The sequence below is a fragment of the Citrobacter sp. Ce104 genome, assembly GCF_030334595.1.
Lineage (GTDB): Bacteria > Pseudomonadota > Gammaproteobacteria > Enterobacterales > Enterobacteriaceae > Citrobacter > Citrobacter europaeus.
On record NZ_JAOWDP010000068.1, the window covers coordinates 552,149 to 566,715 of the forward strand.

Genomic DNA, 14,567 nt, shown 5'->3' on the forward strand with positions numbered 1-14,567 from the left:
GTAGCGATGTTTATTACGGATGAGTCAGGGTGATGACAGCAGGTATGTTGATCGTTCCTCCGGATAAGGCATTTTTATCGATAACACCGAGATGGGCAGACAGATTTAACGTGCCATTGGACGAACTATCGTAATTCAAATATCGGGGCTCAAATGTAACTGCCTTAGTTAAATCGAGATCAAAGAGATAGTCCGTTCCCCCAGTTGTTAGAATATAGCTTAATCCCACACCAACCCCTTTAGCACTGCCGTTGGTATTCACGAGCATATTATTTTTCACCAGGTTACTTGAAAGATTTACAACCAGGTTGGGTTTGCCGTAGCAATTTTGTAGTTTAATCGAAAATCGTGTTTCATTAAAAACCAATTGTGGTGAGGCATACAAATCATCGAGTTTGGCTTCACCCAGATTGACTACTTCATCTGCTTTAAATGCGCCGCATCCGGCGGTAGTAATGGTGACCGGTCCGTTTAAATAGACATCGATTTGTCCTCCGGCCCCGGTACTGTTGGCCACTTCGCCTACTTTTTGCCGGGTGGCAAATACCTGCTTGCCGGCTGCCTGGGCCGGATCGAACTCGGCGGTGGTATAGAATGTCAGCGTAAAGGTCGCGGTGGCATTCATCAGCCACTGTGCGCTTGAGTTGTTTGCACAACCCCATATGAACTGTGGGTCAGTTTGGTTTACGCTGCTGTCATTGGACATGTAGATGGGCATTTTTTCCCAGCCGGTCCAGTAGCCAGCAGGCGGCGTTAAATTCGCGGCAAGCGTAAAGTAGAGACCGGGAATAGATTTGTCTACCAGTGCACCTTTATTGTTGTTAGGGTCCATCGGGAAAGTGGTATTGTCGACGCGGGTAAAAATGACTTTAGAGCTTTGTTTGTTTTCGTTTTTTCCCCAGTAGGAAATTCCGGTGTTATTGGTTTTTACCAGGACGTCGGCGGTATTGGGTAAATAACTTTGCCCGCTGGCAGCGATGCCAATATCTGCATTGACAGTAGCATTTTGGTCGGAAGTATCGCCAATCATAAACGTACAACCTGCTGCCCATACCGCACGTAAGGGGGCAATAAGCAGCATTAGCATAATAAATGTATTTCGCGTCATGATGTTTTTATAAGAGTGAATTGAGGAAGCAGGGTAACATGGCGGTTTTTCAAAAATCTATTGATGAAGTCTTATTTTATGATTTTATAAATATAATTTTTGTGAATGCTTTAATTTAATATATATTGATGGTTGTATTTTATAATGTTATTAGCGAAGTTTTTTTATTAAGTAATGATAAATATCGGAAGCGTGATGAATGCTTCCGATATTAAATATATAAAGATTAAATTAATGGTAGCCCATTATCTGTGCGCCGATCACCACCACGCTGGACATAATAAACAGCAGTCCCAACAGCGTGGCGCCAACCTTCAGCCAGTTTCGAAAATCCACCCGGCAAACGCCTAACGTTGCCATCAGCGATGCTGACGTTGGATAGATAATATGACTGAAACCGTCGCCAAACTGGAAGGCCAGCACGGTGACCTGACGGTTTACGCCAACCAGATCGCCCAATGGCGCTAATAACGGCATGGTCAACGCGGCCTGACCAGAGCCGGAAGTCACAAAGAAATTAAATACCGCCTGGAACAGCAGCATAAACCACGCCGCGATGGCGTTATCCAGCCCGCTAATGCCGTTGGCAATGCTGTTTAGCAGGGTGTTTAGCACGCTGGCTTCGCCCGCCTCACCGTTGCCGACCAGCAGTAATATGCCTTTAGCAAAACCGACCAGCAGGGCAGGGGCAATCATCATGCGCGCCCCCTCGGTAAACGAGGAGGCCATGACGTTGACCGTCATGCCGTTGAGCCGAAAGACCACGCCGATAATGCCAATCACCAGCCCCATGGTGAAGAACTGGCTGGCGATTTCCGGAATAAACCACGCGTTGACGATAACGCCCCAGACCACCCAAATCATCACCGCTGTCAGCACCAGCAGCACCAGCCAGTCGCCCAGCGTGAAGCGTCGTTCCACAACCTCGTCCTGCTGCTCGCGAAAGAAGCGGTCGGACTCATGAACCCGGGACAATAGCGGATTCTTTTTGATGCGTGCCGCGTAGGCCAGCGTGAAGGTCAGGCCAATCATCGTGGCAATGATCCACACCACGATGCGCAGACCGGAACCAGAGAGCACCGGCACGCCCGCAATACCCTGCGCGACCACCACGCAGAACGGGTTCATCCACGAGCTGGCAAAGCCAATCTGAGTCGCGATATAGGTAACCAGAACGGTGGTGATACTGTCGTAACCCAGGCGCACCATCAGCGGAGCAATGATAATGGCAAAGGCGACGGCCTCTTCCCCCATGCCAAACACTGCGCCACCTAAGGAGAAAAGAATAAACAGCACCGGGATAAACAGGACTTCGTTCCCGCGCGTATGGCGGATCAGCGCCAGGATGCCGTTATCGATGGTTCCGGTACGCATAACGATGCCGAATGCGCCGCCAATCACCAGCATAAACATAATAATGCCGACGGCGGTGCCGAATTTCGATCCGGAGGTTAACCCTTCAAATGGAAAATTCATCAGGCCCGGGCGTTCATCACCGGTGGTGAAAAATTGCACCCGGTGATACTGCTCTTCACCCGCGTCGTTGGTCAGAATTCGAAAAGAGTGGGGGTCGACCACCTTACGGGTTTTGGTTTGTCCATCAACCTGATACTGCACTTCCTGACTGTCGAACATCCCGACGGGAACAACCCATGTCGCCAGACTGGTTAAAATGGCGACGAAAAAAATAATCACCAGCGTATCGGGCATCGCCCATTTTCTGGCTGGCTGTGATTCTGTTACTTCTGACATGAAAGACTATCCCTGTTGCAATGCAAAAGAGAGTAAGTATGCAAACAGGAGAATAGTTATTCATTGATGCAGCGCATCCTGACAAATGTTTCAGAATATGCCACAGGGAAAAACAGAGATAAAAAAACCGGAAATATCATCTATTTCCGGTTTGATAAGCACAGGTGTTGCCGGATAAGGCATCCGGCACACCCGGCAGATTACTGCTGCTGTTGGGAAGACTGGATCGCGGTCAGAGCGATGGTGTAGACGATATCGTCTACCAGCGCGCCACGAGACAGGTCGTTCACCGGCTTGCGCATACCCTGCAGCATCGGCCCGATGGAGATCAGGTCGGCAGAACGCTGTACCGCTTTGTAGGTGGTGTTACCGGTGTTCAGATCCGGGAAGATGAACACGGTAGCGCGACCTGCAACCGGAGAGTTCGGTGCTTTGGATTTCGCTACGTCAGCCATAACAGCGGCGTCGTACTGCAGCGGACCATCGATCATCAGGTCAGGACGTTTTTCCTGCGCCAGACGAGTCGCTTCACGCACTTTCTCTACGTCGCTACCTGCACCAGAGGTGCCGGTGGAGTAGGAGAGCATCGCTACGCGCGGTTCGATACCGAAGGCAATAGCGGATTCTGCGGACTGAATCGCGATTTCTGCCAGCTGCTCTGCGGTCGGATCCGGGTTGATCGCGCAGTCGCCGTAAACGTAAACCTGTTCCGGCAGCAGCATGAAGAACACGGAAGACACCAGGGAGCTACCCGGCGCAGTTTTGATCAGCTGCAGCGGCGGACGGATGGTGTTCGCGGTAGTGTGAACAGCACCAGAAACCAGGCCGTCAACGTCGTCCTGCTCCAGCATCAGGGTACCGAGAACCACGTTGTCTTCCAGCTGTTCGCGGGCAACGGTTTCGGTCATACCTTTGTTTTTACGCAGTTCGACCAGACGAGCAACGTAGCTTTCGCGAACCACATCTGGATCAACGATTTCTACGCCAGCGCCCAGTTCAACACCCTGAGAGGCCGCAACGCGAGTGATCTCATCCGGGTTACCCAGCAGTACGCAGGTTGCGATACCACGTTCGGCACAGATAGCCGCCGCTTTAACGGTACGCGGTTCGTCGCCTTCAGGCAGAACAACGCGCTTGCCGGCTTTACGTGCCAGCTCAGTCAACTGATAACGGAACGCCGGCGGAGACAGACGACGGCTACGCTCAGAGGTCGCGGTCAGGGATTCAATCCAGTCAGCGTTGATGTAGTTAGCAACGTATTCCTGAACTTTCTCAATACGCTCGTGATCGTCAACCGGAACTTCCAGGTTGAAGCTCTGCAGGCTCAGAGAGGTCTGCCAGGTGTTGGTATTCACCATGAATACCGGCAGGCCGGTTTCAAATGCACGTTCGCACAGCTTAGTGATGCGCGCGTCCATTTCATAGCCGCCAGTCAGCAGCAGGGCGCCGATTTCCACGCCGTTCATGGCCGCCAGGCATGCTGCAACCAGCACGTCAGGACGATCTGCGGAAGTTACCAGCAGGGAGCCTGCGCGGAAGTGCTCCAGCATGTGCGGGATGCTACGTGCGCAGAAAGTCACAGACTTCACGCGACGGGTATTGATATCGCCTTCGTTAACGATGGTGGCGTTCAGGTGACGCGCCATATCGATTGCACGAGTAGCAATCAGATCGAAGCTCCATGGCACCGCGCCCAGAACCGGCAGCGGGCTGGATTCTTGCAGTTTGGCCGGATCAACTTTGATCACTTTCGCTTTGGAAGAGTCGTCGAAAATCTCGGACAGATCCGGGCGAGTACGGCCCTGCTCATCAACCGGTGCGTTCAGTTTGTTAACGATTACGCCGGTGATGTTGGTGTTTTTCGCGCCGCCGAAGCTGCTGCGAGTCAGTTCAATACGCTCGTTCAGCTGTTCCGGGGTATCGGTGCCCTGAGACATCACGAAGACGATTTCCGCGTTCAGCGTTTTCGCGATTTCGTAGTTCAGAGACTGTGCGAACTGATGTTTACGGGTTGGGACCAGGCCTTCAACCAGTACAACTTCAGCGTCTTTGGTGTTCGCGTGGTAGTTCGCGATGATCTCTTCCATCAGCACATCTTTCTGATTGCTGGACAGCAGAGACTCAACGTGGCTCATCTTCAGCGGCTCAGCGGCTGGCAGAGAAGAGTTAGCACGGACGATGCTGGTAGTCTGGTCTGGCGCATCGCCACCGGCACGCGGTTGAGCGATCGGCTTGAAGACGCTCAGACGAACGCCTTTGCGTTCCATTGCGCGGATCACGCCAAGGCTGACGCTGGTCAGACCGACGCTGGTTCCGGTAGGGATCAGCATAATAATACGGGACACGGTTTATCCTCTTTCGTTACCGCCAATTTAGACGGGTTACAAAACAGCACCGCCAGCTAGGCTGGCGGTGTGAAATCAGGCAGTCAGGCGGCTCGCGTCTTGCGCGATAACCAGTTCTTCGTTGGTTGGGATAACCAGCGCAGGACGGGTACCTTCTTTGTTGATGAAACCAGATTTGCCGAAACGTGCGGCCAGGTTACGTTCGTGGTCAACGTCAAAGCCCAGAACGCCCAGTTTGCCCAGAGACAGTTCACGAACCATCGCTGCGTTTTCACCGATACCACCGGTGAAGACAACGGCATCCAGACGACCATCCATCAGCGCGGTGTAAGCACCGATGTATTTCGCCAGACGGTGGCAGTAAACGTCCATTGCACGTTTAGCGTCTTCTTTAGTGGCGTAGTTATCTTCAACATAACGGCAGTCGCTGGTGACTTCGGTCAGACCCAGCAGGCCGGACTCTTTGGTCAGCATTTTGTTGATCTGGTCAACGCTCATGCCCAGGGTATCGTGCAGGTGGAAGATGATCGCCGGGTCGATGTCACCGGAACGCGTACCCATCACCAGACCTTCCAGCGGGGTCAGACCCATGGAGGTATCAACACATTTACCATTACGGATAGCAGATACAGAACCGCCGTTGCCCAGGTGGCAAGTGATGATGTTCAGCTCATCAACCGGTTTGTTCAGCACTTTTGCCGCTTCCTGAGTGACGAAGAAGTGGCTGGTACCGTGCGCGCCGTAACGACGAACGCCGTGTTCTTTGTACAGGCTGTACGGCAGAGCATAGAGGTAAGACTCTTCCGGCATAGTCTGATGGAACGCGGTGTCGAATACAGCCACGTTTTTGTCTTTCAGATTCGGGAAGGATTTCAGCGCTTCTGCGATACCGATCAGGTGAGCCGGGTTATGCAGCGGTGCGAAAGAGGCGGAATCTTTGATGCCCTGGATAACAGAATCATCGATAACCACGGAGCTGGTGTACTTCTCGCCGCCGTGTACGATACGGTGACCAATAGCGGTCAATTGCGCGGACAATTCTGGTTTTTGTGCCAGAATAGTGTTAACGATAAAGTTCAGCGCTTCACTGTGAGCGGCGCCTGCACCTAAAGCCGCTTCTTGTTTACCGCCGTCCATTTTCCACTTGATACGTGCTTCTGGGAGATGGAAACATTCGGCTAAACCAGAGAGGTATTCTTCACCGTTTACTGCATCGATGATGGCAAATTTCAGTGAGGAGCTACCGCAGTTCAGAACCAGTACTAACTTACTCGACATGGAAGTACCTATTTATGATACGTGGCTAAAAAAACGTCAGGGAGTCATAGAGCGTAGCGCATGATGACACCGACGTTTATGATTAACATCATGCGCCATTGTCTTTTTGGGCACGATGGAATAAATACCTTTGAGTCTATGTCATTTTGCGTATTTTTCAGGCAATGGCATACTATATGCCAATTTGACGACTCAATGATTTTGGACTAAAGGCCTTACAGGCCGGCACAGGATACCTGAATGTGGGTATCAAAGACAAAATGTTTTGAACGATGTCCCTTGTAGTTGTTGTTTTGCACAAATTTTTTAATTTTTATATGTGAAGTTGAGGTAACCGCCATGTCGACACCGGATAATCGTTCCGTCAATTTTTTTAGCTTGTTTCGCCGGGGGCAGCACTATGCGAAGACGTGGCCAATGGAAAAGCGCCTCGCGCCCGTGTTTGTTGAGAACCGCGTGATTCGCATGACGCGTTACGCAATCCGTTTTATGCCACCCATCGCTGTCTTCACCTTATGCTGGCAAATTGCGCTCGGCGGGCAGTTGGGACCGGCCGTGGCGACTGCGCTGTTTGCGCTCAGCCTGCCGATGCAGGGCATGTGGTGGCTGGGTAAACGTTCTGTAACGCCGCTGCCGCCTTCAATACTCAACTGGTTCTACGAAGTTCGGGGTAAATTGCAAGAGGCCGGGCAGGCGCTCTCTCCGGTAGAAGGAAAGCCTGATTACCAGGCGCTGGCTGACACGCTTAAGCGCGCCTTCAAACAACTGGATAAAACTTTCCTCGATGATTTGTAATTGACCCCTGATTACGCATATAAAAGAAGGCACAAGATGCCTTCTTTTTTTTCATCGCAGTAGCAGTGATACAGGAGTCCCAAATGGAAATGACCAACGCTCAACGTCTGATTTTGTCGAATCAGTACAAAATGATGACTATGCTCGATCCAACTAACGCCGAGCGTTATCGTCGTTTGCAGACGATTATTGAACGCGGTTACGGCTTGCAGATGCGCGAGCTGGATCGTGAGTTTGGTGAGCTGACGGAAGAAACCTGTCGTACGATTATCGATATTATGGAGATGTATCACGCATTACATGTGTCCTGGACTAACCTTAAAGACGCGCAGGCCATTGATGAGCGTCGCGTGACCTTCCTCGGTTTTGACGCCGCAACGGAAGCCCGTTTCCTCGGGTACGTTCGTTTTATGGTCAATGTGGAAGGTCGTTATACCCACTTCGATGCGGGTACGCATGGCTTCAACGCCCAGACCCCGATGTGGGAAAAATATCAGCGTATGCTGAATGTCTGGCACTCTTGCCCGCGCCAGTATCACCTGAGCGCGAATGAAATTAACCAAATCATTAATGCCTGAGGGGGCGAGCGTGCAGTGCAAAGGTTTTCTGTTTGATCTGGATGGGACACTGGTCGATTCCTTACCCGCGGTAGAACGCGCGTGGTGCAACTGGGCCGATCGTTTTGGCCTCGATCATGCCGAGGTGCTCGGCTTTATTCATGGCAAGCAGGCCATTACCTCCCTGCGACACTTTATGGTGGGAAAATCTGAGGCTGAGATCGCCGCGGAATTCACCCGCCTGGAGCAGATCGAAGCGACGGAAACCGCTGGGATCACCGCGCTGCCGGGGGCGGTTGATTTACTCAACCACCTCAATAAAGCGGGTATTCCATGGGCGATTGTGACCTCTGGATCTATGCCAGTCGCGCGGGCGCGCCACCGTGTCGCGGGGCTTCCTGCTCCTGAAGTGTTTGTCACCGCCGAGCGGGTAAAAAGAGGGAAGCCAGAGCCAGACGCCTATCTGCTCGGCGCGCAGCTTCTGGGTCTTGCGCCACAGGAATGCGCGGTGGTGGAAGATGCGCCTGCCGGAGTGCTCTCAGGACTGGCAGCAGGGTGTCATGTGATAGCGGTCAACGCGCCTGCGGATACGCCGCGTCTGGATGAGGTCGATTTTTCGCTGACCAGTCTGGAACATATTTCTGTGACCAAACAACCCAACGGAAATGTGGTCGTGGTAAGAAATACCTGATCATGATTTAGCCCCAGATTGTTGGGGCTTTTTTATGGCAGAATCGACTCATCCCTCTCATTTAACAAGGATATGTTGTGAACGGTGAATTGATATGGGTTCTCTCATTGCTGGCGATTGCCGTCGTTTTGTTTGCAACTGGCAGAGTGCGTATGGATGCGGTCGCTTTGCTGGTCATTATTGCCTTTGTTCTCAGCGGAACATTGAGCATCACAGAAGCCTTTTCCGGATTCAGCGATCCTAACGTTATTTTGATAGCGGCTTTATTCATTATCGGCGATGGCCTGGTGCGTACTGGGGTGGCGACGGTAATGGGAGCCTGGCTGGTGAAGGTGGCTGGCAGCAGTGAAGTCAAAATGCTGGTGTTGCTGATGATTACCGTCGCCGGGCTTGGTGCGTTTATGAGTTCGACCGGCGTGGTCGCCATCTTTATTCCGGTGGTCCTAAGCGTTTCCATGCGCATGGAAATTTCCCCTTCACGCCTGATGATGCCACTGAGTTTTGCAGGACTAATCAGCGGCATGATGACGCTGGTGGCGACGCCGCCCAACCTGGTCGTCAACAGTGAATTGTTGCGCGAAGGACTTAACGGTTTCAGTTTTTTTAGCGTTACCCCGATGGGGCTGGTAGTTCTGGTGCTCGGCATAATTTATATGCTGCTGATGCGCTTTATGCTCAAGGGGGAAGATTCCGGCCAGCCGGGAGACGGCTGGAAACGCCGGACCTTTCGCGATCTGATTAAAGAATATCGCCTGACCGGGCGCGCGCGTCGCCTGGCGATTCGTCCGGGTTCTCCTATGATAGGCCAGCGTCTGGACGACCTGAAACTGCGTGAGCGCTACGGGGCAAACGTGATTGGCGTGGAGCGCTGGCGTCGTTTTCGTCGCGTGATCGTTGACGTAAACGGGGTTTCTGAGTTTCGCGCCCGTGACGTGCTGCTGATTGATATGTCTGCAGCGGATGTCGATCTGCGAGAGTTTTGCAGTGAGCAACTGCTGGAGCCGATGGTACTGCGCGGCGAATACTTCTCCGAGCAGGCGCTTGACGTGGGGATGGCCGAAATCTCTCTGATCCCTGAGTCGGAATTGATCGGCAAAACGGTACGGGAAATCGCTTTTCGTACGCGTTACGGGCTGAATGTCGTTGGGCTGAAGCGTGATGGTACAGCGCTGGCCGGAGCGGTGGTTGATGAGCCGCTGTTGATGGGCGATATCATTTTAGTGGTGGGAAACTGGAAGCTTATCACGCTGCTTGGACAAAAAGGGCGCGATTTTGTGGTGCTGAATATGCCCGTGGAAGTCAGTGAAGCTTCTCCGGCGCACAGCCAGGCGCCGCATGCGATTTTCTGCCTGGTGCTGATGGTCGCCCTGATGCTCACTGATGAAATTCCCAATACGGTTGCCGCGATCATCGCCTGTCTGCTGATGGGGAAATTTCGTTGTATCGATGCCGAAAGCGCCTATAAAGCGATTCACTGGCCGAGCATTATTTTGATTGTCGGGATGATGCCCTTCGCGCTGGCCTTACAAAAAACCGGCGGTGTCGATCTGGTGGTGAAAGGGCTGATGGACGTCGGCGGTGGGTATGGTCCGTATATGATGCTGGGCTGCCTGTTCGTGCTGTGCGCGACCATCGGGTTATTTATCTCCAACACCGCGACGGCGGTGCTGATGGCGCCAATCGCGCTGGCGGCAGCAAAGTCGATGGGTGTTTCGCCTTATCCTTTTGCGATGGTGATTGCGATGGCGGCATCCGCGGCCTTTATGACGCCGGTTTCTTCGCCAGTAAACACGCTGGTGCTCGGGCCTGGCAACTACAGTTTTAGCGATTTTGTGAAGATTGGCGTGCCGTTTACCATCATTGTGATGGTGGTGTGCGTGGTGATGATCCCGATGCTGTTCCCGTTTTGATTTTTATATGCCGGATGGAGGCTAACATCCTGTCCGGCATATAAAGGTAATGTCGGTGCAAACTTACAATGGTGAATCCTGGCTTATTTCATCTAATGAGAGGTGAAAGCTCGGGACGAATACGTCCATAAAGTAGTCCATCTCCTCGCTGCGTCGCGATTCCAGCGTTTTTTCCAGACGCGTTTTAGCCAGCAGAAACTCGTTGTTACCGGCGGAGAGTTCCTCCAGACACTTCAGATATGCGCACAGGGCATCGGCCTGTTTAACAATCGATCTCTCTTCTTCACTCAAGGCATGTTCATCAATGAGAGGCGCAAAAATATCGCGCAGTTCATCAGGAACCATATCGACCAGCTTTTGCTGGGCAATTTTCTCTATCGCTTTATATTCCTGGGCAATCTGCGAGTTGAAGTATTTCACCGGGGTAGGGAGATCGCCGGTCAACACCTCTGACGCATCGTGATACATCGCCAGTAGGGCAATACGCTCAGCATTCACCTGACCACCAAATTTACGGTTTTTGATCGCGGCCAGCGCATGAGCAACCATGGCAACCTGCAGACTGTGTTCAGACACGTTTTCGGTGCGCACATTGCGCATCAGTGGCCAGCGATTAATGAGTTTCAGACGGGAGAGGTGGGCAAAAAAGTGGCTCTGCTTCATAACGACCCTTACTCAGTGACTTCAGTAACGGTATTTTGCGCAGAGAGTGCTACCGGATGCAAACCCGGTAGCACTTTGCGGGGTTACAGCTGGCGATAACCCGACAGGAAACGCTCAAATTTACTCAACGACATTTCGATATCATCAATTCGCGGCAGCGTAACGATGCGGAAATGATCCGGCCACGGCCAGTTGAACGCCGTCCCCTGCACCAGCAGAACTTTCTCCTGCAGCAGGAAGTCGAGCACCATCTTCTGGTCGTCATGAATGTTGAAGCGTTTAGCATCAATTTTCGGGAACATATACAGTGCGCCGCGCGGTTTTACGCAAGAGACGCCGGGAATGTCATTGAGCAGTTCCCATGCACGGTTGCGTTGTTCATACAGACGCCCACCAGGCATGATGAATTCGCTGATGCTCTGGTATCCGCCCAGCGCGGTCTGAATAGCATGTTGCGCCGGAACGTTGGCACATAAGCGCATAGAGGCCAGCATCTCAAGACCTTCAATATACCCTTTGGCATGTTTTTTCGGTCCGTTCAGCACCATCCAGCCCTGACGGAAACCAGCGACGCGATAGGTTTTTGACAGGCCGTTGAAGGTGATGGTCAGCAGGTCCGGAGCCATTGCCGCGATGGAGTGGTGTTCAGCGTCATCGTAGAGAATTTTGTCGTAAATCTCATCCGCAAAGATGATGAGGTTGTTCTGGCGAGCAATCTCAACAATCTCCATCAGCAGCTCTTTAGAATAAACAGCGCCGGTTGGGTTGTTTGGGTTGATGATGACGATCCCGCGGGTACGCGGTGTAATTTTGGCGCGGATATCATCGAGGTCCGGGAACCAGTCTGATGATTCGTCACACAGGTAGTGAACGGCATTACCGCCGGAGAGCGAAACCGCCGCCGTCCACAGTGGATAATCAGGGGCAGGAACCAGCATTTCGTCCCCGCTATTCAGCAATGCCTGCATAGCCTGCACAATTAATTCAGAAACGCCGTTACCGATATAAATATCTTCCACGGTGACGTCGCGCATACCACGGGCCTGGTAATGCTGCATAATCGCTTTACGGGCGGAATAAAGACCTTTTGAGTCGCAATATCCTTGCGCTGTTGGCAAATTGCGGATCACATCCACCAGAATTTCATCTGGCGCTTCAAACCCGAATGGCGCCGGGTTGCCGATGTTCAGTTTCAGAACTTTATTGCCTTCTTCTTCCAGGCGCTTTGCTTCCTTCAGAACCGGGCCGCGAATGTCATAACAGACGTTTTCTAATTTGCTGGATTTTTCAATGGGGGACATGAACGTTGACCTTTTTAGCTGTGAATGCCACTCCCTGCCATGGAAGTCAGCCCAGCACAATGTACTCCCACGGCGGTGAGTTTTGAAGGGTCTTTAGTAGAACATTTTGAAAAGCCATGAAGTTATAATTAACTGTTAACAACTAAATGATGCAATTATCATAGAATAATAATCTGGTTAACTGTATTTTATTAGTTATATGATTTGCTATGAAGGTTTGGTTGTGGTGATTTGTCTGGTCAAAAAAAGTTAAGGTTGTAAAGCGAAATGTCACCGACGTCTAAGCTGGATGAGGCAATTCGAAAATACTGAGGTTTTAGCTGCGGGGGTTGTTATCGGTCTGATCCGTCCGTGATACGGTGTAAATCCATTGTTAAGCATAATTAATGAATTGAGGGATTCTTAATTAATTATTATTTAATATTTAAATGGCATCAAATTGAGTGGGCTAATAATAGGGAAACTGCTGTCAGGACATAACACGAATTTGCCTGGAATTATTCACGATAACACTTATAAATATAGTGGTTTTAGGTTAAGATAAGTCCCATGAAATGGTAAGTAGTCTGAATTTTAAGATAATTCAAATGTTGGTTGGTTGTTCCTAACATACTGAAAAGATAGTTCTTAATGTGTAAATTATTGTTCGTTAACTTTTTTTTAAATTTACAAAATTTACATGTTTTCCATAAGTCAGAATCATCCAGCAGCTAAAAATCCGGCTCTTTCTCGTTGCTATATTCCGATGAATATCACGGGTATTAAAATAGCTCAGAAAGAGAATTGTTTCGTTTGTTAAACCAAATACATCCTTATTTTCACTTGGTTACACTAAGCGAAACTGCGAGGGAGGCACATTACAAATGGAGTTGTTTGATTCCAAATGCACAGCATTAACCCGGTATGACCCGCGAGTAAGTGAAAAACTATGATAAATGCAAATCGTCCGATAATTAACCTCGACCTCGATCTGCTGAGAACCTTCGTTGCTGTTGCCGACCTGAATACCTTTGCGGCTGCGGCAGCTGCGGTATGTCGAACTCAGTCTGCGGTGAGTCAGCAAATGCAGCGTCTTGAGCAACTCGTGGGGAAAGAGTTGTTCGCACGCCATGGACGCAACAAGCTACTGACCGAACATGGTATACAACTGTTGGGTTACGCCAGAAAAATACTGCGTTTTAATGATGAGGCATGCTCATCATTAATGTTTAATAATCTTCAGGGAGTGTTAACTATCGGTGCTTCTGATGAATCCGCCGATACCATACTGCCTTTCCTGCTCAACCGTATAAGTTCGGTTTATCCGAAGCTTGCGCTGGATGTGAGAGTCAAGCGTAACGCTTATATGGTGGATATGCTAAAGTCGCAAGAAGTGGATTTGGTGGTTACCACCAACCGACCAGGCGATTTTGAATGTCTGAATCTGCGTACCTCGCCAACACACTGGTACTGCGCTGCCGAATATATCCTGCAAAAGGGTGAGCCGGTACCGTTGGTTCTGCTGGACGATCCGAGTCCGTTTCGCGATATCGTGCTGGCGACATTAAACGCTGCACAGATTCCATGGCGTCTGGCATATGTCGCTTCAACATTACCCGCGGTTCGTGCGGCGGTAAAAGCAGGGCTCGGCGTCACTGCGCGTCCTGTTGAAATGATGAGTCCGGATTTGCGCGTCCTGGGTGCCGCCGACGGATTGCCGCCATTGCCTGATACTGAGTATCTGTTGTGCTGCGATCCGTCCACGCAAAATGAGCTGGCAGACGTTATCTTTAAGTCGATGCAAACGTATCAAAATCCTTGGCAATACAATCAGTTTACCCCTGAAGGGGGAGATGACTCGCTGATTGTTGAAGGCGACTTTGAGTAACCCGTCACAAAAAACAGTTTTAAAATGTAAGTGTAAAAAAGAGCCGCTGATGCTGAAAGAACATCCAGCGGCTCTTTTTTTATGCAAATATTGCCGCTTTATGTCATTTGCTATACTAAAACTTAACAAAATCAGAAGGTAAAAAAATGGCCTGATGTTAGACTAAAAAATAATCAGCAGCATTGCTAATTGTTTCCATGTTAAAAAACTAGAGAAATTGTTGCTGTTTTTTATGGTGAATTAACAAAAGCGTGTCACAGATCAAGAAAATACTCCCATTTAGGGGGAGGCATCTGGGTG

11 protein-coding genes are annotated in these 14,567 nt (G+C 50.7%); 5 read left to right on the top strand and 6 right to left on the bottom strand.

Going from position 1 to position 14,567, the window contains the following annotated elements:
• Window positions 1-13: 13 nt before the first annotated feature.
• From OGW16_RS21115 to ackA, 4 genes are all read right to left on the bottom strand, one after another.
• Complete coding sequence (locus OGW16_RS21115) at window positions 14-1,030, bottom strand: fimbrial protein (RefSeq protein WP_199994355.1); 1,017 nt, start codon at window positions 1,028-1,030, stop codon at window positions 14-16.
• Between the two features lie 309 nt (window positions 1,031-1,339).
• Window positions 1,340-2,860: a putative basic amino acid antiporter YfcC gene (yfcC, locus tag OGW16_RS21120; RefSeq protein WP_193145081.1), complete on the bottom strand. Its 1,521-nt coding sequence runs from the start codon at window positions 2,858-2,860 to the stop codon at window positions 1,340-1,342.
• A gap of 200 nt (window positions 2,861-3,060) precedes the next feature.
• On the bottom strand, window positions 3,061-5,205 hold the full coding sequence (pta, locus tag OGW16_RS21125; protein ID WP_043017053.1) for a phosphate acetyltransferase: 2,145 nt from the start codon (window positions 5,203-5,205) through the stop codon (window positions 3,061-3,063).
• A 75-nt stretch (window positions 5,206-5,280) separates the two neighbouring features.
• The gene (ackA, locus tag OGW16_RS21130; protein ID WP_043017052.1) at window positions 5,281-6,483 is read right to left on the bottom strand and encodes an acetate kinase; all 1,203 of its coding nucleotides are present in this window, start codon (window positions 6,481-6,483) and stop codon (window positions 5,281-5,283) included.
• Between the two features lie 339 nt (window positions 6,484-6,822).
• On the opposite strand from ackA, the gene yfbV reads away from it, so the two are divergent.
• The 4 genes from yfbV (at window position 6,823) to OGW16_RS21150 (ending at window position 10,436) form a co-directional block, all read left to right on the top strand.
• Window positions 6,823-7,278, top strand: coding sequence for a terminus macrodomain insulation protein YfbV (gene yfbV, locus OGW16_RS21135; RefSeq protein ID WP_003028087.1), 456 nt, complete (start codon window positions 6,823-6,825; stop codon window positions 7,276-7,278).
• An 83-nt stretch (window positions 7,279-7,361) separates the two neighbouring features.
• Window positions 7,362-7,856, top strand: coding sequence for a YfbU family protein (locus OGW16_RS21140; RefSeq protein ID WP_003028086.1), 495 nt, complete (start codon window positions 7,362-7,364; stop codon window positions 7,854-7,856).
• The gene (locus OGW16_RS21145; protein ID WP_087051296.1) at window positions 7,849-8,526 is read left to right on the top strand and encodes a sugar phosphatase; all 678 of its coding nucleotides are present in this window, start codon (window positions 7,849-7,851) and stop codon (window positions 8,524-8,526) included. Before OGW16_RS21140 ends, OGW16_RS21145 begins: the two co-directional genes overlap by 8 nt.
• A gap of 77 nt (window positions 8,527-8,603) precedes the next feature.
• Entirely contained in the window at window positions 8,604-10,436 is a 1,833-nt protein-coding gene (locus tag OGW16_RS21150; protein ID WP_043017051.1) for an SLC13 family permease, read from the top strand.
• 63 nt (window positions 10,437-10,499) lie between these two features.
• Here the strand turns inward: OGW16_RS21150 and yfbR are convergent, their stop codons facing one another.
• Both yfbR and alaA read right to left on the bottom strand, forming a co-directional pair.
• Window positions 10,500-11,099, bottom strand: a complete 600-nt coding sequence (yfbR, locus tag OGW16_RS21155) for a 5'-deoxynucleotidase (RefSeq protein WP_003028083.1) — start codon at window positions 11,097-11,099, stop codon at window positions 10,500-10,502.
• 83 nt (window positions 11,100-11,182) lie between these two features.
• On the bottom strand, window positions 11,183-12,400 hold the full coding sequence (gene alaA, locus OGW16_RS21160; RefSeq protein ID WP_003028082.1) for an alanine transaminase AlaA: 1,218 nt from the start codon (window positions 12,398-12,400) through the stop codon (window positions 11,183-11,185).
• Window positions 12,401-13,328: 928 nt separating this feature from the next.
• On the opposite strand from alaA, the gene lrhA reads away from it, so the two are divergent.
• A complete protein-coding gene (gene lrhA / locus OGW16_RS21165) occupies window positions 13,329-14,267 on the top strand; it encodes a transcriptional regulator LrhA (protein ID WP_043017049.1) in 939 nt (312 codons plus the stop codon).
• Window positions 14,268-14,567: the final 300 nt, after the last annotated feature.